The sequence below is a fragment of the Halomonas sp. DN3 genome, from assembly GCF_024137905.1.
GTDB lineage: Bacteria > Pseudomonadota > Gammaproteobacteria > Pseudomonadales > Halomonadaceae > Halomonas > Halomonas litopenaei.
In genome coordinates this window covers 1,473,814-1,499,191 of sequence record NZ_CP099965.1, presented here as the reverse complement: position 1 = coordinate 1,499,191, position 25,378 = coordinate 1,473,814, and the positions used below count along the sequence as shown (strand labels likewise).

Annotated in this window: 20 protein-coding genes; 11 read left to right on the top strand and 9 right to left on the bottom strand. The window is 63.8% G+C overall.

From position 1 onward, the window contains the following. Window positions 1-28: 28 nt before the first annotated feature. Complete coding sequence (locus NKF27_RS06650) at window positions 29-2,221, bottom strand: OsmC domain/YcaO domain-containing protein (RefSeq protein WP_253555814.1); 2,193 nt, start codon at window positions 2,219-2,221, stop codon at window positions 29-31. A gap of 159 nt (window positions 2,222-2,380) precedes the next feature. Further along, window positions 2,381-3,127, bottom strand: a complete 747-nt coding sequence (locus NKF27_RS06645) for a hypothetical protein (protein WP_253555813.1) — start codon at window positions 3,125-3,127, stop codon at window positions 2,381-2,383. Window positions 3,128-3,214: 87 nt separating this feature from the next. Here NKF27_RS06645 and kdgR point away from each other — a divergent pair, with 87 nt between their 5' ends. Then, a complete protein-coding gene (gene kdgR, locus NKF27_RS06640) occupies window positions 3,215-4,000 on the top strand; it encodes a DNA-binding transcriptional regulator KdgR (RefSeq protein WP_253555812.1) in 786 nt (261 codons plus the stop codon). A 124-nt stretch (window positions 4,001-4,124) separates the two neighbouring features. On the opposite strand, the gene NKF27_RS06635 is transcribed toward kdgR, so the two are convergent. Then, window positions 4,125-4,253 (bottom strand): putative transporter small subunit, encoded by a 129-nt coding sequence (locus NKF27_RS06635; protein ID WP_213228344.1) that lies wholly within the window; start codon window positions 4,251-4,253, stop codon window positions 4,125-4,127. A 54-nt stretch (window positions 4,254-4,307) separates the two neighbouring features. Further along, complete coding sequence (locus NKF27_RS06630) at window positions 4,308-6,008, bottom strand: sodium:solute symporter family protein (RefSeq protein WP_108131699.1); 1,701 nt, start codon at window positions 6,006-6,008, stop codon at window positions 4,308-4,310. A gap of 1,125 nt (window positions 6,009-7,133) precedes the next feature. Between NKF27_RS06630 and NKF27_RS06625 the strand changes: the two genes are divergently transcribed. The 8 genes from NKF27_RS06625 (at window position 7,134) to NKF27_RS06590 (ending at window position 17,305) form a co-directional block, all read left to right on the top strand. Further along, window positions 7,134-8,480 (top strand): MFS transporter, encoded by a 1,347-nt coding sequence (locus NKF27_RS06625; RefSeq protein ID WP_253555811.1) that lies wholly within the window; start codon window positions 7,134-7,136, stop codon window positions 8,478-8,480. Between the two features lie 405 nt (window positions 8,481-8,885). Beyond that, a complete protein-coding gene (locus NKF27_RS06620; RefSeq protein WP_253555810.1) occupies window positions 8,886-11,108 on the top strand; it encodes a TonB-dependent siderophore receptor in 2,223 nt (740 codons plus the stop codon). A gap of 124 nt (window positions 11,109-11,232) precedes the next feature. After that, complete coding sequence (locus NKF27_RS06615; protein ID WP_253555809.1) at window positions 11,233-12,228, top strand: iron-siderophore ABC transporter substrate-binding protein; 996 nt, start codon at window positions 11,233-11,235, stop codon at window positions 12,226-12,228. Between the two features lie 94 nt (window positions 12,229-12,322). Then, window positions 12,323-13,345, top strand: a complete 1,023-nt coding sequence (locus NKF27_RS06610; RefSeq protein ID WP_253555808.1) for an iron ABC transporter permease — start codon at window positions 12,323-12,325, stop codon at window positions 13,343-13,345. Between the two features lie 44 nt (window positions 13,346-13,389). Further along, window positions 13,390-14,445: an iron chelate uptake ABC transporter family permease subunit gene (locus tag NKF27_RS06605; protein ID WP_253555807.1), complete on the top strand. Its 1,056-nt coding sequence runs from the start codon at window positions 13,390-13,392 to the stop codon at window positions 14,443-14,445. Continuing rightward, window positions 14,445-15,314 carry an ABC transporter ATP-binding protein gene (locus NKF27_RS06600; protein WP_253555806.1) on the top strand — a complete coding sequence of 290 codons (870 nt, stop codon included), beginning with the start codon at window positions 14,445-14,447 and terminating at the stop codon, window positions 15,312-15,314. The genes NKF27_RS06605 and NKF27_RS06600 overlap by 1 nt, the downstream gene beginning before the upstream one ends. 265 nt (window positions 15,315-15,579) lie before the next feature. Continuing rightward, window positions 15,580-16,380 (top strand): SDR family oxidoreductase, encoded by an 801-nt coding sequence (locus NKF27_RS06595; RefSeq protein WP_108131693.1) that lies wholly within the window; start codon window positions 15,580-15,582, stop codon window positions 16,378-16,380. Between the two features lie 235 nt (window positions 16,381-16,615). Continuing rightward, on the top strand, window positions 16,616-17,305 hold the full coding sequence (locus NKF27_RS06590) for a DsbA family protein (RefSeq protein ID WP_253555805.1): 690 nt from the start codon (window positions 16,616-16,618) through the stop codon (window positions 17,303-17,305). 96 nt (window positions 17,306-17,401) lie between these two features. On the opposite strand, the gene NKF27_RS06585 is transcribed toward NKF27_RS06590, so the two are convergent. Both NKF27_RS06585 and NKF27_RS06580 read right to left on the bottom strand, forming a co-directional pair. Then, on the bottom strand, window positions 17,402-18,340 hold the full coding sequence (locus NKF27_RS06585) for an acetamidase/formamidase family protein (protein ID WP_253555804.1): 939 nt from the start codon (window positions 18,338-18,340) through the stop codon (window positions 17,402-17,404). A 118-nt stretch (window positions 18,341-18,458) separates the two neighbouring features. Further along, complete coding sequence (locus NKF27_RS06580) at window positions 18,459-19,805, bottom strand: APC family permease (protein WP_253555803.1); 1,347 nt, start codon at window positions 19,803-19,805, stop codon at window positions 18,459-18,461. 290 nt (window positions 19,806-20,095) lie between these two features. On the opposite strand from NKF27_RS06580, the gene NKF27_RS06575 reads away from it, so the two are divergent. Next, on the top strand, window positions 20,096-20,830 hold the full coding sequence (locus tag NKF27_RS06575) for a FadR/GntR family transcriptional regulator (RefSeq protein WP_108449868.1): 735 nt from the start codon (window positions 20,096-20,098) through the stop codon (window positions 20,828-20,830). Window positions 20,831-21,172: 342 nt separating this feature from the next. On the opposite strand, the gene NKF27_RS06570 is transcribed toward NKF27_RS06575, so the two are convergent. The 3 genes from NKF27_RS06570 to NKF27_RS06560 all read right to left on the bottom strand — a co-directional run bounded on the left by NKF27_RS06570 (window position 21,173) and on the right by NKF27_RS06560 (window position 24,355). Further along, complete coding sequence (locus tag NKF27_RS06570; RefSeq protein WP_045990941.1) at window positions 21,173-22,036, bottom strand: glycine betaine ABC transporter substrate-binding protein; 864 nt, start codon at window positions 22,034-22,036, stop codon at window positions 21,173-21,175. Window positions 22,037-22,178: 142 nt separating this feature from the next. Then, window positions 22,179-23,429: a Xaa-Pro peptidase family protein gene (locus tag NKF27_RS06565; protein ID WP_108131689.1), complete on the bottom strand. Its 1,251-nt coding sequence runs from the start codon at window positions 23,427-23,429 to the stop codon at window positions 22,179-22,181. 35 nt (window positions 23,430-23,464) lie between these two features. Continuing rightward, a complete protein-coding gene (locus tag NKF27_RS06560) occupies window positions 23,465-24,355 on the bottom strand; it encodes a phytanoyl-CoA dioxygenase family protein (protein WP_045990942.1) in 891 nt (296 codons plus the stop codon). A 111-nt stretch (window positions 24,356-24,466) separates the two neighbouring features. On the opposite strand from NKF27_RS06560, the gene NKF27_RS06555 reads away from it, so the two are divergent. Further along, on the top strand, window positions 24,467-25,366 hold the full coding sequence (locus NKF27_RS06555) for a LysR substrate-binding domain-containing protein (RefSeq protein ID WP_253555802.1): 900 nt from the start codon (window positions 24,467-24,469) through the stop codon (window positions 25,364-25,366). Window positions 25,367-25,378: the final 12 nt, after the last annotated feature.

The window sequence follows — 25,378 nt, the reverse complement described above, 5'->3', positions numbered from 1 at the left end:
GTTACACCGGCGCCGGTGGCTGGGCTGATCAGCCCTGGGCTTTGGCCAGCTGAGCCCTGCGCGCGTGCAGTTTCTTGTAGCTCTCGATCAGGCGCTGGTGCTTTTCCAGCCCTTCGAGCGCCATGCTGGTCGGGGTAAGGCCAGGGAAGCGCAGTTCGCCGCTGACCACACCGACCACGCTGTCCATGGTCTCGTCCCCGAACATGCGACGCAGGTTGTAGAGGAAGTCGTCGAGCTCTAGCTCGTCGTCCAGGGTGATCTCCAGCACCGCCCGCACCGCCTGGTAGTAAAGGCCACGCTCGACGGTGTTGTCGTTGTACTGCAGGAACATCTCGACCCGATCCAGCGCCTCCTCATGCTGACCGAGCGCCAGGTGGAGCATCAGCTTGAGCTCGAGGATGGTCAGCTGGCCCCACACGGTGTTCTCGTCGAACTCGATACCGATCAGGGTGATGATGTCCATGTGCTCGTCGATCTGGCTCTCTTCCAGGCGCTCGAGCAGATCCGCGAGCCGGTCGTCGTCGAGACGATGCAGATTGAGGATGTCCTCGCGGTAGTCCAGCGCCATGTTGGTGTTGTCCCACACCAGGTCCTCGACCGGATAGACCTCGGAATAGCCCGGCACCAGGATGCGGCAGACCGGCGCGCCCAGGTCCTCGTGAACCATCATGTAGGCTTCCTTGCCCATCTCCTCGAGGATGCCGAACAGGGTCGCCGCCTCCTCGTCGTTGCTGCCGGAGAAGTCCCACTCGACAAACTCGACGTCGGACCTGGCGCTGAAGAAGCGCCAGGACACCAGCCCGGAGGAGTCGATGAAGTGCTCGACAAAATTGTTGGGCTCGGTCACCGCCAGCGAGTTGAAGGTGGGCGGCATGAAGTCATTGAGGCCCTCGAAGCTGCGCCCCTGCATCAGCTCGGTCAGGCTGCGCTCGATGGCGACCTCGAAGCTCGGGTGGGCACCGAAGGAGGCGAACACGCCGCCGGTCTTGGGGTTCATCAGGGTCACGCAGGCCACCGGGAACTGGCCGCCGAGGGAGGCATCCTTGACCAGCACCGGGAAGCCCTGGGCCTCCAGCGCCTTCACGCCCTCGACGATGTCCGGATACTTCGCCAGCACCTCCTCGGGCACGTCGGGCAGCGCCAGCTCCTGCTCGAGGATCTGGCGCTTCACACCGCGCTCGAAGATCTCCGACAGGCACTGCACCTGGGCCTCGGCCAGGGTGTTGCCGGCACTCATGCCGTTGGACAGGTAGAGGTTCTCGATCAGGTTGGAGGGGAAGTAGATCACCTCGCCATCGGACTGGCGCACAAAGGGCAGCGCAACGATGCCGCGCTCGACATTGCCGGAGTTGGTGTCGATCAGGTGCGAGCCCTGAAGCTCGCCGTCGGGATCGAAGATCTCCAGGCAGTAGTCGTCGAGGATGCCCTTGGGCAGCTCGTCGTTGGGCCCGGGCTTGAACCACCTTTCACAGGGATAGTGGACGAACTCGCTCGAGGCGATCTCCTGGCCGAAGAACTGATCGTTGTAGAAGAAGTTGCAGCTCAGGCGCTCGATGAACTCGCCCAGCGCCGAGCACAGAGCGCTCTCCTTGGTCGAGCCCTTGCCGTTGGTGAAGCACATGGGCGAGGCGGCGTCGCGGATGTGCAGTGACCAGACGTGGGGCACGATGTTGCGCCAGGAGGCGATCTCGACCTTCATGCCGAGCTCAGCAAGCATCCCGGTCATGTTGGCGATGGTCTGCTCCAGCGGCAGGTCCTTGCCCTCGATCCAGGTGCGCTGGCCTTCTTCCGGCTCCGCCATCAGCAGCGCCTGGGCGTCCTCGTCGAGGTTCTCCACCGTCTCGATCTGGAACTCGGGGCCTGTCTGCACCACCTTCTTCACGGTGCAGCGCTCGATGGAGCGCAGGATGCCCTGACGGTCCTTGTCGGACAGGTCTTCGGGCAGCTCTACTTGGATCTTGAAGATCTGGTTGTAGCGGTTTTCCGGGTCGACGATGTTGTTCTGCGACAGCCGGATATTTTCGGTGGGGATATCCCGGGCGACACAGTAGACCTTGACGAAGTAGGCGGCACACAGGGCAGACGATGCCAGGAAATAGTCGAAGGGGCTCGGCGCCGAGCCGTCACCCTTGTAGCGGATGGGCTGGTCGGTGACGACGGTAAAGTCGTCGAACTTGGCCTCGAGCCTCAGGTTGTCGAGAAAATTGACCTTGATTTCCATGGAGTCAGCACCGGAGTAATGGGTTTGGGTCGTCGGACACTCGCCACCGACAACGCCTTTGAGGCGCATTATCCAGTTTTCCCCCGGCGACGTCTTGGCCAGCCGGATGAAATTTGCTCGTGATGGCCTGGCGAGTCGACCTCCTGCCGCCCCCTCCCCTCAACGTCTGAGGAGTCGCGAGATTATCAACTGACACAAGGCCACGATCATAAAGAAACCGGCGCCGAGCCAGGTATCGGCCAGCACCGCCAACAGCAGCGATACCAGCGCGACGTACTGCACCAGCCGCGGCGCCAGTTCCCGTGACGGCCCGCCGCTGTCCGGCGTGGTATCCGCTGCCACCGGACGCTCGAGCCGGGCAAACAACTCGTCGACCTCTGCCTGGCGGGCGGCGCTTCTTGGCGGGGCGTGAACGAAGCGTGCCAGGTAGACAAAGCCAACCACGCTGACGACCTGCAGCACCAGCGAAACCGCCAGCTTGATATCGACCAGTTGGGAGGGATGGATCGACGGCAGGCCGAGCCACTGGCTGAACGCCTCGACGTCGAGCCACACATAGCTCGAGGTGGTCACCAGGATACCCACCAGTACCCCGCCCCATCCGGCCCAGTCAGGGGCGCCGGTCCTGGCGATGGACAGCATGGCCGGCAGCGCCAGCGGCATCTGGAAGATCACCCCGAACATCACCATGATGTCGAACAGACTGAGGTGGTGGACCTGGCCCAGGGCGATGGCCAACGTCACGATGATGACGGCGCCGATCACCAGGGTGACGAAGGCCACCCGAACATCGAACACCGCGCCGAGAAACAGCGACACGCCATAGAGCGCGATGGAAGCGGTCATCAGGGTGAGAAGGATCTGGCTCACCACATAGAAGAGTTGGGTGAACCTGCCGTAGCTCATCCGAATATTGCAGACATACGACTAAAGATGTATAACTCGAAACCAAGAGATAAAACCCTATTTCACAATTTCTGGAATCTTGGCCCTATGGCTACTGAAGCGAAGGTCGACAACGTCACAGCGGTACTCAAGGTCATGGCGATCCTGGAGGCTCTGGATGAGGGCGGAGAATCCAGCCTGGCGGTGCTGTCCCAACGCGCCGTGATGTCAAAGAGCACCGCCTATCGCTTTGTGCAGACGCTCAAGAACCTGGGCTACGTCGCCCAGAATCCGGAAAGCGAGAAATACCGGCTGACGATGAAGGTCTTTGCGCTTGGCAGTTCGGCGCTCGGCAAGGCCGACCTGATCAAGATGGCCGATCCCGACATGGCGGCACTGTCCGAACTGACCCGCGAAGCCGTGCACCTGGGCACCCTGGACACCACCACCGCCGAAGTGATCTACGTGCACAAGTACAACTCTCACTTCAACCTGTGCATTCACACCCGCATCGGCGACCGTAGCCCGGCCTACACCAATTCCATCGGCAAGGCCCTGCTGGCCCACCTGCCCCCGGCGCAGCTCGACGCCCTGCTCGCGAACGTCAAGTTCGAACCACGCACCCAGAACACCGTGACCACCGAAGCGGCACTGCGCGAAGAGCTGGCCGAAATCGCCGAGAGCGAGCTGTCCGAGGATCTCGAAGAGATGGATGAAGGCGTCTGCTGCTTCGCCACCCCGATCTTCGATCACACCGGGCGCGCCATCGCCGCCCTGAGCATGTCGATCCCGAGCATCCGCTACCACCAAGACAAGACTTCGGAGTACAAGCGCATTCTGGTCGAGGCCGGTCGCAACATTTCGGGCAACCTGGGCTACCTGGCGCGGCGCTGACGCGACCTCCCTGCCCTGCCGCCTGCCATGACGAAAGAAGCCGCCCCTTGGGGCGGCTTCTTTGGTTGCGGCCTGTCCCTCGCATCGAGGGCAGGTGTCGCAACGGGTCAGTGCGAGTTGCGCCTCACACCAGGGTGCGGTGGCCCTTTTTCGCCTCACGACGATCGCGGGCAACGGCGCGGCAGATCAGCAGCAGCACGCCCAGGGTGAGCGCAGGCCAGATCAATACGTAAAAGCCAAAAAGCAGGGTCATGGGGAATCTCCGTCGGTGGGCGCCGCCAGCCTGCGGCGCCCGTCAAACAAGGGTTCAGCGCTGGGTCGCAAGCCCTGCCGGGGCGGACTTGGACGGGCGCTCGTCGGCTACCGTCACGGCCTCGGCGGCATCATAGTTGCCGACCCGCTCGGCGATGGTGTCGAAGTCGAACCGCTCGCGGCTGGCCAGGCTCATCACCACGCACACCAGGGTGCTGGTGCCGTAGGCGGTCAGCGACGCCAGCAGCACCGTGTACTCCCTGAGGAAACCGGTGGCGAACACCAGCATGGCGACAAAGGCAGCAAGCCCGGCGACGGCGCCGGCCACGCGGCCGAGGAAGCCGAACACCATCAGCGCGATGATGATGCCGCCACCGATGCTGGCCAGGAACTCGAAGCCAAGACCGGCCACACCGGTCATCGGCAGCCATTCAAAACGCGCCACGCAGAAGGTCACCATGGCCACCAGCACCGAGGTGGTGAAGGCCGCGTTGGTGACCCGGCTCCAGAAGCAACTGGCGATCACCGGGAAGACGATGGCTCCCCACAGTGCCCCGACGAAGACCAGCATCACCAGGATATCCAGCGAGAAGCTGGCGAAGACGATACCGATGGCGGTGGCCACGATCATGGTGATGCGCCCTACCAGCAGCATGCGGCGGGGGTCGGCCTTGCCTCGAGCGATGTTCTTGCCGTAGACGTCGGCCATCATGATCGCCGACAGCGCCGACAGGTCGGAATCGGCGGTCGAGGACAGCGAACCGATCACCAGAATAAAGAAGGCAGCGATGAACACCGGCGGCAGGTAGCTGGACACCATCTGCGGGATCAGGTTGTTCATGTCACCGTTGAGCGGCTCGACCCCCAGGGTCAACGCCATCAGGCCGATCATGCCAAGGCCGATGACGATGGCACCGTAGCCCACGGTGGCGGTGAGGAAAGTCGGCTTGATGTGGTCCTCGTTCACCGCGAACAGACGCTGGGAGATGGTCTGGTTACCGATGGCATAGGCCAGCACCGCAACGAAGAAGGGTGCGCCCTGATTGAGGATGGCGTCCATCGAGAAGAAGTTGGCCTGCTCGGCGGTGAGGTTGTCGAGCCCGGCCACCAGTTCAGTGGGCCCGCCCATGGCGAAGAACACCGCCGGGATGATCACCACGGCGATCGCCATCAGCGCCACCAGTTGGGCGAAGTCCGTCAGCACCGAGGCGCGGAAGCCCGACCACAGCGTGTACAGCAGCACCCCGACACCGGCGATGATGACGCCGGCCTGGAACGACAGCGGCGAAAGCACCGATACCAGCGCCCCGGCGGCGGTGAAGTTGACCATCAGGCTGATGATGCTGCCCAGCAGGTTCGATAGCGCCAGGATCAGCTGGCTTGAGGAGCCGTGGCGCGCGTGGATCAGTTCGCCCAGGGTGTGGGCATTGGGCGCCAGCCGCCGGAAGCGGCGGCCGAACGGATAGATGAACAGGATCATCAGCGCGCCCCACAGCCCGTAGTGGATCGGGCCGGACACACCATAGGTATAGCCGGAGGTGGCAGCGGCGTAGAAAGAAGCGGCCCAGATCCAGGTGGCCGTCATGCTGGCGGCACCGATGCCGAAGCCGACCCGGTGGTTCGAGACCATGAAGGCGTCGGCGTCTTCCTTCTTCTTGCGGATGCTCAGGGTCAGCAGGTAGGTGCCGCCATAAAAAGCGATCATCAACAGGATGACCGTCAGGGTCGAAAACTGGTGGAGGGAGGCGCTATTCAAGGGCAATTCTCTTGTTGATGGAACACAGGCGAGCGACGGTTCATGCGAACGCATGCCGGCACTTCACCGCGAAAAACTCACTAAACGAGCACGACAACGCCAAAGGAATACCGCCCACGAAAAGGACGAAACTTCCTCGGGATCATTGAAGTCTCAAGGGCCGAAATAAAACGGATTACTGCCGCTTTTTCGGTACAGAAAGGCGTCGGGACGCGCCGCAGCACATGGCCAGCCATTGCAGCAGGGGCAGGCGGGCCGACATTGCGACAACCAGCGGGGCGTATCGAAGACGCCAGCAGACCTCAGATGGGTCAGGGAGGCGGGCGGCGCGGCATGCAGCGGCCCTGGTCGGTGTAGTGGGGCGACATCTCGGTCCTCTCCAGCGACAACGCAGGAACAGCATTAGACAAGACAAACAGGTCCCCGCCGGGCCATTGGCCCCGGGGTAATCCAGTCGGGAAGGTGCCACATCCATCCAGCGATGGCACTTCTCCTGGCGGTATAACGCCAGCTTGGCATCGGATCGCGAGCCAGGATAAGGGCTCGGCGTCCAGAGCGACGTGAGGCCTGTAAAAGGCGGGATAAAACCATCGCTGCGGCGCACATACCCTACTGTGCTGTGCAGAAAATGTCCAACCTGACGGACGAAGGATAATTTACCCATTTTCGACAAGACGTCAAGATAGCGAAAATCCCGCGGCTCGCGACGCAACCTTTCCTGCATTAAACCCAGTAACGCCCCCCCTGAACCTGCTTCTCCAATAGACGGACACACCAGAAAAAATCAAGCGAACGATAGCGTTGAATTTGACGCCCCCTGGACGATTTCTCGCACGCGACAGAACACCCACTTGCGCCTGGTACGCGTCGGTTACGGCCGCGAGTTCGACCAACTACGATGCTATTGAGTCGTCGTCGGGTCAGCGTGCTGGACGGCCACGATGAGTTCGGTCATTCGTGGCAGAGCGTCAAACGATGCCTTTCCGGCAACAACATGGCGCCCCTTGCCGATCAGCGGTACGCCGGACACACTGACGATTAGCGGCGGCGGCGATGGACCGGCGCCGCGGTACCCCAGCCGACAACAGACTTCCGTCGCCCCCTCCCCGGACAAGCGAGGCCGCCGTGACCACATCGACTCCCACTTCCACCCTGTCGGCGGCCTGGAGCCTCTGGGCGCTGCTACTCGGCGTCGGCCTGCTGATGCTCGGCAATGGACTGCAGGGCAGCCTGCTCGGGGTGCGCGCCGCCGAGGAATCCTTCGGCAACACGGTCACCGGGCTGGTGATGTCTGCCTACTTCGTCGGCTTTCTGGCCGGCTCCACCCTGACCCCACGCAAGCTTCGCGACGTCGGCCATATCCGGGTGTTCGCCGCCCTGGCCTCGATCACCTCCATCGCCATCCTGGTCCACGTCATGTTCATCGACCCCTGGGTGTGGGCGGCGATGCGGTTGATGACCGGCTTCGCCTACGCCGGGCTCTACGTGGTGACCGAAAGCTGGCTCAACGGCCACGCCAGCAACCACCTGCGCGGGCGACTGCTGGCGTTCTACATGGTCATCAGCTATCTCGGCATGGGCGGCGGCCAGCTGCTGCTGAACGTGGCGGACCCCAGCGGCATCCTGCTGTTCTTGATCGTCTCGATACTGATGTCGCTGGCGCTGGTGCCGATCCTGTTGAGCTACACCCCGCAGCCGGACACCAGCCAGCCCGAGGCGATGAACCTGCTGCGCCTGTATCGACTGTCGCCGCTGGGCACCCTCGGCTGCCTGCTGACCGGGATCGCCAACGGTACCGTGTTCGGCATGGGCGCGGTGTTTGCCGCAAACCATGGGCTGGAAACCCACCAGATCGCCGCCTTCATGGGGGCGTTCATCCTCGGTGGGGCGCTGTTTCAATGGCCGCTGGGCAAGCTCTCCGACAAGACCGATCGCCAGTGGGTGATCCTCATCGTCGCCGCCCTGGCCACCGCCTTCTCGCTGGCCGGGCTGCTGTTCGACCAGGGCGCAAGCCATGCGCTGACGCTGCTCGGCGTGCTGCTGGGCGGCACCACCCTGACGCTCTATTCACTGTTTCTCGCCTGCGCCAATGACGTCCTGACGCCGCAGCAGACGGTGTCCGCCAGCAGCAGTCTGGTGCTGGCGCTCGGCATCGGCGCCATCCTCGGCCCGCTAAGCACGGGGCTGTTGATGGACCTGCTGGGCTCTGCCGGCTTTCTGTGGGACCTGGCGCTGATCCACGCGCTTATCGTGGTCTTCGGCGGCTACTGCCTGTGGCGCTATCCGAACCAGCCCTCGGACACCCACGGCCACTATGTCGCGGTCCCCGCCGGCACCGCCTCCCTGGGGGCAACCTGGGTCGAGGAAGCGGCCGACGATCCGGTGCAGCTCGACCTGGAACTGATGGACGCGGACGAGGACTCCTCCCTGGAGGAAGGTCAGGTGAGCGCCACCGAACCCGAGCGTACCTGACAGGCCCCTGCCGAACGCGCCCGCCAGAACACGCCTACCGTCGTTTGTCCCCGCCAGCGCCTTGCGCTGGCGGGCCTCGCATCACCGCCAATGCCCCTTCCCACCTCCAGCGGCGTCTTCTACCGCCGGCCGCCTTCTGCCAGATCGTCGTCTTGCCCCTGGTCGTTCGCGTCAGGGCTGCTCTTCTTGCCTGGTTTCCTCTTCTTGCCTGATCTTCTCTTGGTTCCTGACCTTCTCCGCTTGCCCGGCCCCTGCACCAGGCCAATGGTGCCACTTCGCCAAAAAGTTCTGCCGTTTTGTGCATTTGTGGCATCTCGCATAGACAACTTGGCAGCGCTCATAAACACCCGCCATTGGAAACGTGAATAATTTGCATTCTTAAAACATAAACAGGGAACCCCTTTCGTGCCGTACCATTCCGCTCCCCTCACCTGCCTTGTTCCAAGCCGTCTCGTTCCTGGCCACCTCGTTCCTGGCCGCCTGGCTATCGCCATTGCCCTGGCCTCCGGTGCCGCCCTGTCGACCCCGGTGCTGGCCCAGGACGCCGAGCAACTCGCCAGCATGACCGTGGTCGGTGACGACCTGCGTGCCACCACCGAATCGACCGAGAGCTACCAGGTGGCCTCCAGCACCAGCGCCAACGGCCTGACGCTGACGCCGCGCCAGACGCCACAGTCGATCAGCTTCCTGACCCGCCAGCAGATGGACGACGAGGCCATCACCAGCACCACCGAGGCGGTGGAACGGCTACCCGGCGTCTCGTCGATCCGTCTGGACGGCACTCGCACCAGCTTCCAGTCCCGCGGCTACACCATTCGCAACTTCCAGTTCGATGGCCTGCAGAGCAATACCAGCGCGTTCTGGCCGTTCGGCGACGCCGAGTGGGATACCGCCATCTACGACCGGGTCGAGGTCGTGCGCGGCGCCACCGGCCTGATGACCGGGGTCGGCGACCCTTCCGCCACCGTCAACTTTGTGCGCAAGAAGCCGCTGGACGAGGCGGCGGGTAGCGTGACTGCCGCGGTGGGCCGCTGGGACCGGGGGCGCGGCGTGGTCGATGTCAGCACCCCGCTGGACAGCGAGGGGCGCGTCGGCGTGCGCTTCGTGGCGGCCAAGGACAGCTCGGACAGCTTCATGGACGGCGTCGAGAACGACCGCGAGACCCTTTACGGGGTGATCGCCGCCGAGCTGACCGACAACACCGAGCTCAGCGTGGGCATCGAGTACCAGCACTACGACCAGGACGGCGCCTACATCGGCGTACCGCAGTACTACCTGGACGGTGGCCGTACCGACTTCGACCGCTCCACCGCCAACAACACCGACTGGGCCAACTTCTTCACCGAGAACACCCGCGCCTTCGTCGACCTGACCCACCACTTCGACAATGGCTGGTCCGCCCGCGCCGCCTACAGCTACGGCGACGCCAACTATGGCCTGACCTACAACTACCGCGGCGGCTATCCGGATCGCGAGACCGGTGTGCTTTACTACGCCCCCGGCGTCGCCACCGAGTCCTACCTGGTCGACTATCGCGGCGATCGCACCCAGAAGAATCTGCATGTCAGCGCCGAAGGTCCCTTCACCCTGTTCGGCCGCGAGCATCAGCTCGGCTTCGGCTACATGGACCTGCACGAGGACTACCAGATCAACAGTCGCGGCCCGGCCGGCGACGTGCCGGCGCTGGGCAGCTTCAGCGACCGCAACGACCCGGCCCTGGCAGAACCGGTCTGGGGCGAGTGGGGCCTGACCGATGACACAGTGACCGAACAGCAGGGCTACTACGCGGTATCCCGCTTCTCGCTGGCAGACCCGGTGCACTTTATCGTCGGCGCGCGCATGACCGACTGGAAGATCGACCAGGACTATCGCGGCGAGCGTGAGTACGAATACGACAACGAGTTCACCCCCTACGCGGGTCTGATCGTCGACATCACCGACGACCTCAGCGCCTACGCCAGCTACACCGAGATCTTCAACACCCAGAGCGAGCGCTCGCCCAGCGGCGCCCTGCTGGATCCGCTGGAAGGCATCAACTACGAGGCCGGTCTCAAGGCCGAGCTGTTCGACGATCGTGCCGACGTGTCCTTCGCGGTGTTCCACAGCCAGCAGGACAATCTGGCGGTGGAAATCCCCGGGGTCTTCGTCGCGGGCACCACCGACCAGGCCTACACCACCACCGACGGCGCCGAGGTCGAAGGCTTTGAGCTCGAGATCGCAGGCGAGGTGGCCGACGGCGTCAACCTGTCCGCCAGCTACGCCCTGGTGGACGCCGAGGACGCCGACGGTGAGCAGCTCAACACCAGCTATGCCCGCCAGCAGGCCAAGCTGTTCGCCAGCTGGCAGCTGCCTGGCCGCTGGTCGAACCTGACCCTCGGCGGCGGTGCACGCTGGCAGGGTGACACCTACCGCGACAACGACACCCCCAACGGTACCGAGAAGATCGGTCAGGGTGACGTCTTCGTCGCCGATGCCATGGCCCGCTATCGCATCAACGACAGCATGAGCGCCCAGCTCAACGTCACCAACCTGTTCGACGAGGAGTACTACTCGCAGCTCGGCTTCTATAGCCAGGGTATCTATGGCGAGCCGCGCAGCGCGCTGCTGAGCCTGACCTACGACTTCTAGTGCCCTGGAACGCCGAAACCTCGACATCCGCGTCGGGCGCTGTGCGCCCGACCGGCACTCGCGACACCACTGTCAAACCGGCTCTCCTGCGAGAGCCGGTCACCGCCTCTACACGGAAGACCCCATGCCCCTGATCCCCCCACGCTGGCCGCTCGGCCTTGTGTTACTCGCCGCCGTCCAGCCTGTCTTCGCCGCTGGCGACGATGGCTATCCGATCGAAATCGAGCACGCGCTCGGCGTCACCGTGATCGAGGAACAGCCCGAACGGGTCGCCACGGTGGCCTGGGCCAACCACGAGGTGCCGCTGGCGCTCGGAGTGGTACCGGTGGGGTTTCCCGCCACCACCTTCGGCGATGACGATGGCGATGGCCTCTGGCCCTGGGTGGAGCAGCGTCTTGACGAGCTCGACGCCGGCCCTCCCAACCTGTTCGACGAAGGCGATGGCATCGACTTCGAGGCGGTGGCCGCGAGCCAGCCCGACGTTATCCTGGCGGCCTATTCCGCCCTCAGCCGCTCCGACTACGACACCCTCAGCAAGATCGCCCCGGTGGTGGCCTACCCCGAAGCCCCCTGGTCGTCGGGCTGGCGTGACATGATCCGACTCAACAGCGCTGGCATGGGCATGGCCGAGGAAGGCGAGACCTTGATCGCACGCCTGGAGGCCCAGGTGGAGCAACAGATCGCCGAGCACCCGGAACTCGCGGGCAAGAGCGCCATGCTGATCAGCCATATCAAGCCCACCGACCTCAGTCAGATCAACTTCTACAACGACAACGACGCCCGGGTGCGCTTCTTGCACGAGATCGGCCTGACCTCGCCCCAGTTCGTCACCGACAGCTCCGTTGACGGCCGTTTCGCCGGCTCCATCAGCGCCGAGCGTATCGACGAGATCGCCGATGTCGACATCATCATCACCTATGGTGGCGAGCCGCTGGTGGAGCGACTCAACGAGCATATGCTGACCTCGCGCCTGCCCGCGGTGGAACAGGGCTCGCTGGTGCTGCTCGGCAACAATCCCACAGGAACCGCGGCCAACCCGACGCCGCTGTCGATTCCCTGGGTACTCGACGACTACGTCGAACGACTGGCCGAAGCCGCTCGCAAGCGTCAGCAACCCTGAATCAAGCGTCAGCAACCCTGAATCAAGCGTCAGCAACCCTGATTGGAGCGTCTGGACGGGATGGATACGTACAAATGAGCAGGAAGGGAAGGATATGAAGGCAAGGCCGCTGGCGCCTGGCAGGACAGGCCATTCGCGCCCGACCGGCGTCTATCTGCTGCTGGCGGCGCTGGCCGCCAGCGTCATGATGTCGGTGGTCATCGGCGCCAGATCGACGGATCTGACCGCGCTCATGGGTCTGCTGGATGGGCGTATCGACTCCATCAACGAAGCGGCGATCGCCAGCCGTCTGCCCCGCACCCTGCTGGCGTTGCTGGCAGGGGCCGCGCTGGCCGTGGCCGGGGCGACCATGCAAGGCCTGACCCGCAATCCTCTGGCCGATCCAGGCCTGCTCGGGGTCAACGCCGGCGCCGCGCTGGCAGTCGTCATCGGCATCGCCTGGTTCGATATGCAGCAGGCCTCTGGTTACATCTGGGTCGCCATCGCCGGCGCCGGCGCCAGTGCACTGCTGGTCTACCTGGTGGCCAACCTCGGACGAGGCGGCGCCACCCCTCTCAGGCTGGCGCTGAGCGGCGCGGTGGTGACCGCCGCCCTGACCTCGCTGACCTCCGCGGTGATTCTGCCCCGCGCCGACATCGCCGGGCTGATCCATTCCTGGCTGATCGGCGGCGTCGGCGGCGCTACCCTCGATCGCATCACCCCGGTGCTGCCCTTCCTGGCCCTGGGCCTTGCCGCGTCGCTGCTGGCGGCGCGCAAGCTCAACCTGATGGCGCTGGGCGATGAGGCGGCGACCGGCCTCGGCGAGCGCGTGGCCCTGGCCCGAGCGCTGGCCGCGGTGGGGGCCATCCTGCTGTGCGGGGCGACCACCGCGGCCTGTGGTCCCATCGGATTCGTCGGCCTGGTAGTGCCCCACGCGCTGCGCCTGCTGGTCGGTGCCGACTACCGCCGCCTGCTGCCGCTGTGTGCCCTCGGTGGCGCCCTGCTGGTCATACTGGCCGACACGCTGGGCCGGGTGCTGGTCCGTCCGGCAGAACTCGACGTCGGTATCGTCACCGCCCTGCTCGGCGGTCCGGTCTTCATCTGGATCGTCCGCCGCCATACGCTGAGGTCACTGTGACGACGACACCGACCACCTCCCCGCGAGCGACGCCCACTCACGCCATGTCCTGCCGAGCGACGTCCTCTCAAGCGAGGTCCACACCGTCGACCGTCAGGCACCTGCGACGGCAGCGCCAACGCCAGCGCCGGTGGATCATTGCGCTGCTGCTGGTCGCGGTACTTGCCGGGGTCTGCCTCACCCTGATGCTGGGCCAGTCATGGATCGACCCTGCCACGGTGATCGCGGTGCTGTCCGGCGAGCAGGTGCCCGGCGCCTCCTTCACCCTGATGGAGCTGAGGCTGCCCCGGGCGCTGATTGCCGTACTGGCCGGGGCCTGCTTCGGCCTCGGCGGCGCCGCCTTCCAGACCATGCTGCGCAATCCGCTGGCCAGCCCCGACGTGATCGGTATCAGCGCCGGCGCCAGCGCAGCGGCGGTCTTCGCCATCGTCATGCTGTCGCTGCGTGGCGCTCCGGTGGCACTGGTGGCCATCGTCGGCGGTCTTGGCGTCGCCCTGCTGATCTATGCCCTGTCGTGGCGCCGCGGTGTCGCCGATACTCGCCTGATTCTGACCGGCATCGGCCTCGCCGCCATGCTCCAGAGCGCCATCGCCTACCTGCTGACCCAGGCCCCGGCCTGGCCACTGCAGGAGGCCATGCGCTGGATGACCGGCAGCCTCAACAGCGTGCACCTGGATCAGAGCCTGCCCCTGCTGCTGGCGCTGGTCGTGCTTGGCCTGCCGCTACTTCACTTCGCCAGGGACCTGGAGGCGATGCGCCTGGGCGATGACATGGCCCGGGGGCTCGGTGTCAGGCTGTCGCTCACCCGCCTGGGCATCGTGATCGCGGCGGTGGGGCTGGTCGCCTTTGCCACCGCGGTGACCGGGCCGATCGCTTTCGTCGCCTTCCTCAGCGGCCCGGTCGCCGCCTGGTTGATCCGTCACAATGGCTCGGTGCTGATCCCCGCTGCCCTGGTCGGCGCCCTGTTCGTGCTGATGGGTGACTTTATCGGCCAGCATCTGCTGCCGACCCGCTATCCCGTGGGGGTGGTCACCGGCGTGATCGGCGCCCCCTACCTGATTACCCTCGTCATGCGCGACAACGCCCGAGGATCCACCTGATGACGCCTACCCGACTCAGTGCCCGAGGCCTGACCGCCGGCTACCGTGCCCGTGCGGTCCTCGACAACATCGATCTGGAGGTCAAACCAGCGGGTATCACCGCCATCGTCGGCGCCAACGCCTGCGGCAAGTCGACCCTGCTGCGTTCGCTGTCACGCCTGCTGGCGCCGCAGCGCGGCCAGGTATTGCTCGACGGCCACGACCTGCACCGGCTGCCCGCCAGGCGCCTGGCCCAGCGCCTGGGACTGCTGCCTCAGGCGCCACTCGCCCCTGAAGGCATCACCGTGCTGGAGCTGGTCAGCCGTGGCCGCCACCCTCACCAGGGCATGTTTCAGCGCTGGAGCCGCGACGACGATGACGCCGTCAGCGAGGCGCTGGAAGCCACCGACACCACCGGCCTCGCCGAGCGTGTGCTGGAGGAACTGTCAGGCGGCCAGCGCCAGCGGGTATGGATCGCCATGGCCCTGGCCCAGCGCACCGACGTGCTGCTGCTCGACGAACCCACCACCTATCTCGATATCCACCACCAGGTCGAGGTGCTCGATCTGCTCGAGGACCTCAACCGCCAGCGCGGCACCACCATCGTCATGGTGCTGCATGAGCTCAACCTTGCCGCGCGCTACGCCGATGAGTTGATCGCCATGGCCGCCGGCAAGGTCTACTCAAGCGGCCCGGCCAGTGAGGTGATGACCACCACCATGGTCAGGGAGGTATTCGGACTGGACAGCCACGTCTTCGCAGACCCCGTCAGCGGCCGTCCGATGATGGTCCCGCTGGGTCGACAGGACCGCAGGCCACACTCGCAGGCAAGGGCAGTGCACAAGGATCGTCGATCGACGGTCCCCGACACCGAAGCGTCATCATCGTGACATGACCTCGGCAGCACGCTGGGACTCGCGGTGGCGACGGTCGGCCGCCCTGATCACGATGCTGGCCATGATGTTGGCCAGGATACGGGCCAGGGTGCCGACGCGATGCTGGCGCGATGGTTGAGCAGCGCCGTCGCGGCACGTTAGGGTCCCGGATTGTCAAACGCCCAGAGGCAAGCACCCAGAGGCAAGCGCCCAATGGCCTTGTCAGGCGCTACGCCCAGGCGTGCCGCGACCGTTCCTTTTCCCAGACAGGAGCACGATGATGAAGACCATTCTGATCACCGGCGCCGGCAGCGGACTCGGCGAAGGTACGGCACTGGCCCTGGCCAGGGCGGGACACAAGGTCATCGCTACCACGGAGATCTGGCCCCAGGTCACCTCGCTCAAGGAAAAGGCCCGGCAGCAGGAACTGACGCTCACCGTCGAAAAGCTCGATATCACCGACAAGCGCGACCGCGACGCGGTGTTTTCCAGCTACGGGCACCAGGTCGATATCGTGGTGGCCAACGCCGCCATCGGCGAGACCGGTCCGCTGGCCGAGATCCCGGTGGACCGGGTACGCCGAGTGTTCGAGACCAACGTCTTCTCGACCCTGGAATTCGTGCAGCCCTACGCCCGCGAGTTCGTCGAGCGAGGCAAGGGCAAGATCGTACTGACCTCCTCCATCGCTGGTTTCACCACCTTCCCCTACCTCGGTCCCTACGTCGCCTCGAAGCACGCCCTCGAAGGCATGGCGCAACTGCTCTACGAAGAGCTCGCCCCGCTGGGCGTCAAGGTGGCCACCATCAACCCCGGCCCCTTCCGCACCGGCTTCAACGACCGCATGTACAACACCCTGGACCAGTGGTACGACCCCGACGCCTGCTTCACCCCTGAAAAACCGATTCGCTCGGTGCAGCAGCAGTTTGCCGGCGACGACCTGCAGCAGGACCCGGCGGCGATGATCGACGAGATGGCACGACTGATCCCGCTGGACGAGCACCGCTTCCGCAATGTCTACCCGGACAGCTTCGAGGCCAGTGCCAGGGAATATCAGGATGGGCTGTGGGATCGACTCATCTGAGGCTTTCCCGAAAAGTGCCTGCGCTCGGTAATACGGCGTTAAAAATCGGCTTATAATGCTCATTTACACCCCGTAAACTGCGCTTTCTCACCGATTTTTGCCTTGTCTAACCTTCGCTCGTCGACTTTTCGAATAAAGCCTGGGCGCCCCTGTTGATCGTGTCCCGGGGCCTGTAAGGTTGGTTGCCCTGCTAACGACCAACCCGGGACACCTTTCTTCAGGAGTAGAGGCCGACATGCCCACATCCCCAGATAGCCGCGACAGCGACACCACCATCACCGTCGACATCGTCTCCGACGTCGTCTGTCCCTGGTGCATCATCGGCTACCGCCAGCTCGCCGAGGCGGCGCGCCAGAGCGGGATCGACATCGAGGTGCACTGGCACCCCTTCGAGCTCAATCCGCAGATGGGCGAGGAAGGCGAAAACCTGCGCGAGCATATCGCCGCCAAGTACGGCACCAGCGATGAGGACTCGCGCAGCGCACGGGAACGGCTCACCCAGATGGGCGCCGACCTCGGCTTCACCTTCAACTACACCGATGACATGCGCATGGTGAACACCTTCCGCGCCCACCAGTTGATCGACTGGGCAGAGCAGCGCTCTCCAGATGAAGGCCACCGCATGAAGCAGGCCCTGTTCAGCGCCTTCTTCACCGAGCGCCGCGACCTCCACCGAGTCGACGTGCTGGCCGATGTGGCGGAGAGTCTCGGCCATGACCGCGACGAGGTCGTGGCGATGCTCGAGTCGGGCGAGCGCGGAGAATCGGTGAGACAGCGCCAGGCCTTCTGGCAACAGCAGGGCATCAGCGGGGTACCCGCCATGGTGTTCAACCGCCGCTACCTGGTCACCGGGGCCCAGGGCGTCGAAAACTACCAGGAAGTCCTTGCGCAGGTGGCCGCCGAGCGAGCCGAAGTGACGTCATGACGACAACGCCGGGTGCCACAACACCCGGCGTTATTGGTCAGGCCCGCGGGCCTGACCCTACGTTCTGACGAACGGAAAGGTCAGTTCAGCTCAACCCTAGATGGCTCTAAGACTCTTCGAGCGGAAGATCGACCGAGGCATGTAGAAGGACACCACCCAGTTGGGCTGATCGACGATCTCGCTGACCCGCAGCCGCCCTGCCACGCTGCAAAGCGCGTAGGCCAGCTGCTCATCCATGCCGGCCTGACGGTGCAACCGATCGATCATGAAGCGCACCGCGTCACGGGCGCCCTGCATCAGGTCCGGCCCCACCCCGGTGGTGACCAGAAAGCCCGCATCTTCCTCGCTCGACGCTCCCGGCGGCATGTCGAACATCGGCGCAGGAATATTGCCTGCCTTGTGCAGACGCAATGTGGCCGTGGCGGCCATGCGGGTCTCTACCGCCGTTCCGCAGACCTCACCATCACCCTGGCAGGCGTGGGTGTCGCCGATGCTCAGAAGCCCTCCCTTGACCTGCACCGGCAGGTACAGCCGAGCTCCCTTTACCAGGTCACGGATGTCGAGATTGCCGCCGCAGATGCGCGGCGGCACGATGGAGTGCTGCCCCGGCTCAGCAGGCGCGAGCCCGATGGTACCGGCGAAGGGCCGAAACGGAATCACGATGTCCTCGTCGAAGTACACCGACTCGCTGTCGTACTCCGACACCTTGAGCCAGGGCGAGGTGAAATCGTCGGCCAGCAGCCCGAAACCCGGGATCAGCCCCGTCCAGCCCCACTGCCCCGGCTCGAAGTCGACCAGCTCCACCTCGATCACATCGCCGGGTTCGGCATCCTCCATATAGAGGGGGCCACACACCGGATTGAGCTCCCCTGCCGGCAGTCGGGTCAGCGCGTCGGCCTGGCTGTGTCGGGTAATCAAGCCACCGCTGGCATCGAGAATATCGAAGCGCCGAGTATCACCGGAACTGATCGTTTCCTGCGGCTCGAGGGCGTGGTCAAAACAGTGATGAACGTCGTGTATCGTCTTGATCTTCATTCTTGCGTCTCCACCTCGAGGCGCCGGTCGTCTCCGCCGACCGGCGCCTCGAGAGTTTTTTTTTGGCCCTGGGCGCTGTTCTCAACATCGACGAGCGCAGGCACTTTTCAGACAAGCCTTAGATTTCCATCTGCACGGCACGTCCACCGCGCTTGGCAAAGGCGTAGACGCCGACACCGACAACCGCCCAGGCCAGCCCGATCAGCACGGTATAGGACTCGAACCCGCTCCAGATGTAGCCGACCACGGCGAGGCCGAGCAGCGGACACAGGATATGCAGGAAGGGATTGGCGGCCTTCTTCTTGAACACGAAGTAGTAGAGCGTGGTGATATTCAAGATGATAAAGGCGGTCAGGGCGCCGATGGTCACGATGGAGGTCAACAACGCCAGCTGCTGCATGAAGGCGATCCCCGCGACGATGGACACGGCACCGACCAGCAGCGCACTGACGTAGGGCGTCTTGAAGCGCGGGTGAACCCGAGCCAGCGGCGCCGGCAGCAGCCGATCACGGCCCATGCTGTAGAGGATCCGCGCGGTCGCGATCTGGGCCACCAGGGAGTCGGCGACGCCCCAGGCGATAGCGGTGGTCGCGGCGGTCAGCACCGCCAGCCAGCCGCCCCCGGCGATACGTGCGGTTTCATAGAAGGCGGTGTCGAGATTGTTGAACGAGGCGGGATCGGGCTGGATCAGCGCCGCCACCCAGGTCTGGGCGATGAACAGGCCACCGATGATCAACAGCACCAGGAAGATCGCCTTGCTGACCGCCTTGCCACCGCCCTTGGCCTCTTCCGCCAGGGTGGAGATGCCATCGAAGCCGAGAAAACTGAGCACCGCGATCGGCACCGCAGAGATGATCAGCCCCAGCGAGAAGTTATCGGCATCGTAGACCGGGGCCATCGAGAAGACGGCACCGTTGACGTTATTGCTGATGGCCACGACCCCCACCACCAGAAACACCGCCAGCACCAGCAGTTCGGCCACCAGCATCCAGCGGTTGAAGGCGGCGGTAAAGCTGATGCCGCGAATGTTGATGTAGGTGTTGAATACGACGAAGGCCACCACCAGCAGGATCGGTGACAGCGACGGGAAGATGTCGTGAATCGCCAGCGCCCCCACCACGTACAGCAGCGCCGGAATCAGGATGTAGTCCAGCAGCATGATCCAGCCCGCAACGAAGCCGGCAAAGCTGCCCGCCCCGCGGGACACGTAGGAGTACACCGAGCCTGCTACCGGAAATTCCTTGGCCATCTGGGAGTAGCAGATGGCGGTAAACAGCATCCCCACCAGTCCGATGACATAGGCGGTGACGATCATGCCACCGCTGGCGCTCATGACGTGGCCGAAGATACCGAAGGGAGCAATCGGCACGATGAAGATCAGGCCGTAGATCACCAGATCTCTCAGCTTGAGCGTTCGTGAGAGTTCCTGGGTGTAGCCCAGACTCTCCAGGGTATTGTCACTCATCGGTGATTTCCTCTTGTTCTAGTTGGCAAGGCGGGGATCTCCCGCCATCGAGCGGTCGAAGACGTCCACCGGGGGCGAGGCTGCCTGCGTGGCGACACTGGGCGGCCTCTTGCTGTGCATTCCCATGGCCGGTCAAGAATCTGACGGCGCCGTGTATACTCGAACCCGCCAGCAGACCCGGACGCGGTTCGCGACCTGCGACAGTGCGCCGGACACAGCGACGTTGGCCGCTTCATTTTTAGAAAATCACACTTAAAGGTATTGTGACAATACCTTTTGGAGAGAACCCTATGCTTGAACCGTCTCGAACCGACCTGCCAGGCGCCGGCGGCGCCCGCTCGGCCACCCAGGAGCTGGCGGACCGGATCGTGACGGCGATCGCCATTGGCGCCTACTCCCCCGGGGATCGCCTGCCGCCGGAGCGCGACCTGGCGGAGCGCCAGGGGGTCAGTCGCGTCACCGTCCGCGGCGCCTTGAAGATCGTGGGCGAGCTTGGCCTGATCGAATCCCGCCGTGGTCGTGATGGCGGTACCTTTGTCACCTTCAAACGGGTCGACGAGGCCTCGCCCAACACCGCCCAGCGTATCCTCGGACAGGAGCTGCCCCAGCTCAGGGACTTCTTCGACTATCGCTGTCTGGTGGAGGGGCTGGTGGCCAGAACCGCCGCCGAGCGTCACGACGAGGCCCAGGCCAAAACGTTGCAGGCGCTGCTGGACCGCTTCTGCGACACCGACGACGCCTCCGTCGCCCGCCAACTCGATGAGCGCCTTCACGACTGCATCATGGCGATGGCCGACAATCACCATCTGGTCGCCCAATCACGTCAGCTGACGGCGCGCGCCACCCTGGGATTCGGCTCCGAACCCTACCCCGCCGAATCATTGCCAAGGGCAAGACGGGAACATCGTGAACTGGTCCAGGCCATCCTCGAGCGACGCGCAGACGACGCCTTCAGCGTCGCCCAGCATCACTTCACACTGACGCTTGCGATCATGGAGCATTCACTGGATGGGCGACCGCTCTAGCCCGGCTCCCGGGAAAGCGGCTTTGGTGAGGGGTTTGATGAAGGGCTTTGGCGCAGAGCTCAGGCGTAAACGAAGGGGGAATACTGGCCAAGCGGTAGGGACGTCGCACTAGCCTCAATGGCACCTCCCTGGTGGGGCTCCACCTCCACCATTGTCATGGTGACGAGATGGAACCCTGGTCGTTTGAAAACGTTCTTCAAACAGAAAAGTCGGTCGACTTCATGACCACAGATGGCCGTACCACCCAGGGACGACGATAGCGAAGCGGGCCGGCGACGTCGCCTTTTCTCCCATCGCGTCTTCGGGTACGGCCGGTTGCGCACGGCCCTTCAAGGCAATGGGCTAGCCGGAGGCGTCGTCGATCCAGCTATCGACCAGATCACGATTGTCGTTGATCCAGTCCCGGGCACCCTCTTCGGGATCCCCTGTTTCCTCTATCCGAGCCATCAGCGTTCCAAGGCTATCATCATCCATATGCCAGGCATTGAGCACCGATGTCAGCCAGGGATCATCCTCGTCCAGACCGGGGCGTGCCATCCAGTAGATGTCCTCGTTGTCACCATAGATCCCCTTGGGATCCTCGAGGTACTTGAGGTCGTACTCGGCGAAGGCCCAGTGAGGACTCCACAGCGTCACCACCATCGGCTCTTCGCGGCTGTAGGCACCATCAAGCGCCGCCATCATCGCCGGTCCAGAGCTATTGATCTGGTCAAAGGGCAAATCATAGGCGCTGATCACGTCGTCGGTCAGGCCCGCAATGGCAGACCCCGAATCGATGCCAAGAATTGAGGGGCCGCCCTGATACTCGTAACGCTCAGCCTGTTCCTTCAGCTCGGCAATGCTGTCGATATCGGCGTAGCTTGGGACCACCAGCCCCAGGCCAGTCCCGCGATACCAGACATCGTGGACGTCGATGCGATCGCGGTATGGTTCCAGAAAGGGCGCATCGGTGGTCGGCAACCAGATCTCGAGTGAAAGGTCGAAGTCGCCACTGGCAAGACCACTGTAGAGCACACTCTTGCCGACATCCGACAGCTCGATGTCATAGTCATGCTCCTCCTCGAGGAGAATCTTCCACATGTTGGCAACGGCGATGTTTTCGGCCCAATTGTTGGTGCCGATGGTCAGTGACTTGTCGTCGGCAACGGACACATTGCCAGCAGACATGACACCCAGCGCCAGCAGAGTTACGGAAAATTTCTTCATGAAAACTCCTTCTTCTGATTGTCGGCAAGGCAAGTGGAAAAGCCTAGCATGAGACGATGCTGATCAAGCCGACGCATTTCTCATACCTTGCATGAGTTAACGGAATGCGCCACCCACGATCGGTGGCGCATCCTGGGGATCGTCAGCCCAGCAGACGGGCATCGAATGGATAGTCCGACAGCAGCTCCACCTGGCCGTCTTCGCGGACGTATAGCTGTTCTTCGAGCTTCACCCCTTCGCCCCCAGCTTCATGACCGATGAAGCTCTCGACACACAGGGTCATGCCGGGTTCGATAACGCCGTCGTAGCCCTTATCGTCGATGTCCTCGCGGTGCACGATGTAGGGATACTCGCCATTCATGCCGACCCCGTGAGCCAGGGCAAAGTAGCGGCGAGACTTGTAGGCGGGAGGAATCTCCCAGGCACGCTCGGCGTATTCCTTGAAGCTCACCCCAGGCTTGAGGTTAGCCATGTTGGTCTGAATCTGGTCGTACGCCATGCGATACAGATCTTTCTGCGTCTGAGATGGGGCATCACGCCCGCACAGGAAGGTGCGCGAAAAGTCGGCGTAGTAGCCGTAGCGTCCGACCACATCGGTATCCAGCGCTACCAGCTCTCCTGACTGGATACGGCGGTCGGAACACTCCTGAAACCAGGGGTTGGTTCTCGGCCCGGAGTTCATCAGACGCGTCTCGATAAAATCCGCATCGGTCGCGACGATATGCTGGTGCAGCTTCGACCAGGCTTCGTTCTCGGTCACGCCGGGCCGAATGCTGGCCTCAAGTTGACGCACGCCCTCCTCCACAGCGCGCAACGACGAGCGGATCATCTTGATCTCATTGGGCACCTTGTAGGCACGGGCCTGCTCGAGTGGCTCCTGGGCATCCAGCACCCGGTAACCACGCTCCTTCAGCGCAAACGCCGCCTGGGAGGTCGCGCTCTCCAGTGCCACCTTGCCGCCACCGCCGCACTGGCGCTGAATCAGGTCGTCGATTTCATCGGCCCAGGCCTCGGTGACCGCGTGGGTATTACGCTCGTTGAAGTAGTACGAGATCGCCTTCGCCGGACGGATCTCGTCGATCGTCGGCAGATGAGAGGCCAGATGCTCGCACCCGGAAAACTCGAACAACACTACCGGCCCCTCGGCGGGCACGAAGGCATAGCGCGCCGGGTTGCGCGAGCTGTAGACCTGCATGTTTCTGGAACCGGTGGCATAGCGCACATGGGCCGGGTCAAACAGTACCGCGGCTGAAATGTCGCGCGACTTGAGCTGAGCCCGTACGCGAGCAAGCCGGTCAAGCAGGATCTGCGGGATCTCCTGCTGCGTCGGTTCACAGTCTTCGGGGCGATGGGTCGGGGGCAGGATGCCCATTGCGTCCAGATCCATATTCATCAGCGTTGCTCCCTGGGATTGAATGGCGAAGGGGCTCAGTCGAGCAGGCCATCGGCGCGTTCGGCCCGATCCTGTTCGGCCTGGATATGCAGCTCGGACACCCGGCCATACAGCTGGCGGGTGCGCTCGAGACGACCGACCACGCCAGGCGTCTTGGAATACGCAAAGATCGCCGTCAGTCGCGGCGTGTCACCCTCCACACGAGTCACGCGATGCAGGCTGAAGCGCCCCTTGAACAGCTGAAGATCACCGGGTTGCAGGTCCAGGCGACGCACGCCTTCACGTGTTTCGCCGCGAATCACCGCGCCGACTCCCTCGTAGTTCTCCTCCTGGGGCGTACGGATGTCCGGGCAGTACTCGAAGCTGCCGCCTTCTTCTGGCGCCTGGGTCATCATGGTGACGATGAATTCATTGGTGTCGTAGTGCCATGGCTGCTGGGTGCCGTCGGGCAGCACGTTGAGCACCAGCCCGGCATAGGGATCGGCATACTCATACACCTTGTCCTCGCCAAGGCAGCGGGCGACCAGCGACTTCATGCCTGGCGAAACGTACATGCGCTGCATGATGCGATCCGCCGTGATCATGTCGCGGGTCACGAAACCGCTGGTGCGGGTCATGAACAGCCGGCGAGGATCCTGCTCAGGCAACTCGGGATCGTCAGCGGTAAAGTAGGCGTTCACCTCACGGCTGTTGTAGAAGCTCTTCTGCGCCAGTTCATGGCACTCCTCGCGCATCTGCGCCAATCGGTCCTGGCGCAGGAAACCGCGAAGCACCGCACAGCCCTCGCGATCAAGGTCCTTGCGGGCCGTGGCGATGGCCGACAGCAGGACAGGATCATCAGGACGATCGAGAGGATAGCGTTCGCTATCGACCAGGTCTGTCAGGTCATGGCGTTCGGCATCGGCCAGTTGCTGTGCAGTAAGCATCAGGGTTCTCCTCGGTGAGCCGGGGAAGGGACGACCAGTCGACGCTGGTCTCGTCTTGGGTTCAGCGGCATAGTGGGGAAACTTCAATCATCGAGGAAACGATTCGTTCCGATGCATTCCATCGACAAAACCGATGGGCATAGCCTGCCGATCCTGGACACCGAACTGCTCAGCGCCTTCGTGGCGGTGATCGAGAATGGGGGATTCACGGCGGCCGCCCGGCAGTTGCACAAGACGCAATCGACCATCAGCCAGCGCATTCGCACCCTGGAAGAGCGCGTAGGCAGTCCGCTGGTATATCGCACCAGCCGTCAACTCAGCCTGACCGAGGATGGCGAGATCTTTCTGGTCTACGCGCGCCGCCTCCTGCAGTTGCAGCGCGAAGCCATCAGCGCTCTCGGTCATGGGGATCGCGACGGGGTGATTCGTTTCGGACTGCCTGAAAACTACGCCGAGATCTGGCTGCCGCGACTGCTGGATCGCTTCGCTCAGCGCCATCCTCGTATTCGCCCGCATATCCACTGCCGCATGTCGAGCGAGCTGATCGAGGCACTCGAGGCCGGCGAACTCGACCTGGCGCTCACGGTGCGTCACGCCAATCATGGCAATGGGGACATCCTGGCCGCCGAATCCCTGGTGTGGGCCGCCCATCGCGACTTCGATCACGACCCTCAGGCGGCGCTACCGCTGGCGCTGTTCCCCGACCACTGCCCCTACCGGCAACGCGCCCTCGACAGCCTGACGCGCCAAGGTCGCCAGTGGTCGCTGCACTACACCAGCCAGAGCCCCACCGGCCTGCGCATGGCGGTGAACCAGCGCGACGCAGTGACCGTCGCTGATCGCCGCACCCTACCCGATGATTGGCGCATACTCGGCGACACCGATGGCCTCCCGCCGCTGCCACCGGCCGAGCTCGAGCTCCATCGTTCGCCAAGCTTCCAGCACCCCGCAGGGGACGATCTGATCATGCTGATCCGTGAACTGCTGACCTCTGACGCAACGATCGGCTGAAGCGAATTGGCG

Coding starts and splice junctions, on each gene's coding strand:
- NKF27_RS06645 (WP_253555813.1), bottom strand. CDS start 3,127: ATGAGCTACGGCAGGTTCACCCAACTCTTCTATGTGGTGAGCCAGATC.
- NKF27_RS06580 (WP_253555803.1), bottom strand. CDS start 19,805: ATGAGTGACAATACCCTGGAGAGTCTGGGCTACACCCAGGAACTCTCA.
- NKF27_RS06565 (WP_108131689.1), bottom strand. CDS start 23,429: ATGAATATGGATCTGGACGCAATGGGCATCCTGCCCCCGACCCATCGC.
- NKF27_RS06585 (WP_253555804.1), bottom strand. CDS start 18,340: ATGAAGATCAAGACGATACACGACGTTCATCACTGTTTTGACCACGCC.
- NKF27_RS06575 (WP_108449868.1), top strand. CDS start 20,096: ATGCTTGAACCGTCTCGAACCGACCTGCCAGGCGCCGGCGGCGCCCGC.
- NKF27_RS06560 (WP_045990942.1), bottom strand. CDS start 24,355: ATGCTTACTGCACAGCAACTGGCCGATGCCGAACGCCATGACCTGACA.
- NKF27_RS06610 (WP_253555808.1), top strand. CDS start 12,323: ATGAAGGCAAGGCCGCTGGCGCCTGGCAGGACAGGCCATTCGCGCCCG.
- NKF27_RS06650 (WP_253555814.1), bottom strand. CDS start 2,221: ATGGAAATCAAGGTCAATTTTCTCGACAACCTGAGGCTCGAGGCCAAG.
- NKF27_RS06555 (WP_253555802.1), top strand. CDS start 24,467: ATGCATTCCATCGACAAAACCGATGGGCATAGCCTGCCGATCCTGGAC.
- NKF27_RS06570 (WP_045990941.1), bottom strand. CDS start 22,036: ATGAAGAAATTTTCCGTAACTCTGCTGGCGCTGGGTGTCATGTCTGCT.
- NKF27_RS06590 (WP_253555805.1), top strand. CDS start 16,616: ATGCCCACATCCCCAGATAGCCGCGACAGCGACACCACCATCACCGTC.
- NKF27_RS06605 (WP_253555807.1), top strand. CDS start 13,390: ATGTCCTGCCGAGCGACGTCCTCTCAAGCGAGGTCCACACCGTCGACC.
- kdgR (WP_253555812.1), top strand. CDS start 3,215: ATGGCTACTGAAGCGAAGGTCGACAACGTCACAGCGGTACTCAAGGTC.
- NKF27_RS06615 (WP_253555809.1), top strand. CDS start 11,233: ATGCCCCTGATCCCCCCACGCTGGCCGCTCGGCCTTGTGTTACTCGCC.
- NKF27_RS06635 (WP_213228344.1), bottom strand. CDS start 4,253: ATGACCCTGCTTTTTGGCTTTTACGTATTGATCTGGCCTGCGCTCACC.
- NKF27_RS06595 (WP_108131693.1), top strand. CDS start 15,580: ATGAAGACCATTCTGATCACCGGCGCCGGCAGCGGACTCGGCGAAGGT.
- NKF27_RS06600 (WP_253555806.1), top strand. CDS start 14,445: ATGACGCCTACCCGACTCAGTGCCCGAGGCCTGACCGCCGGCTACCGT.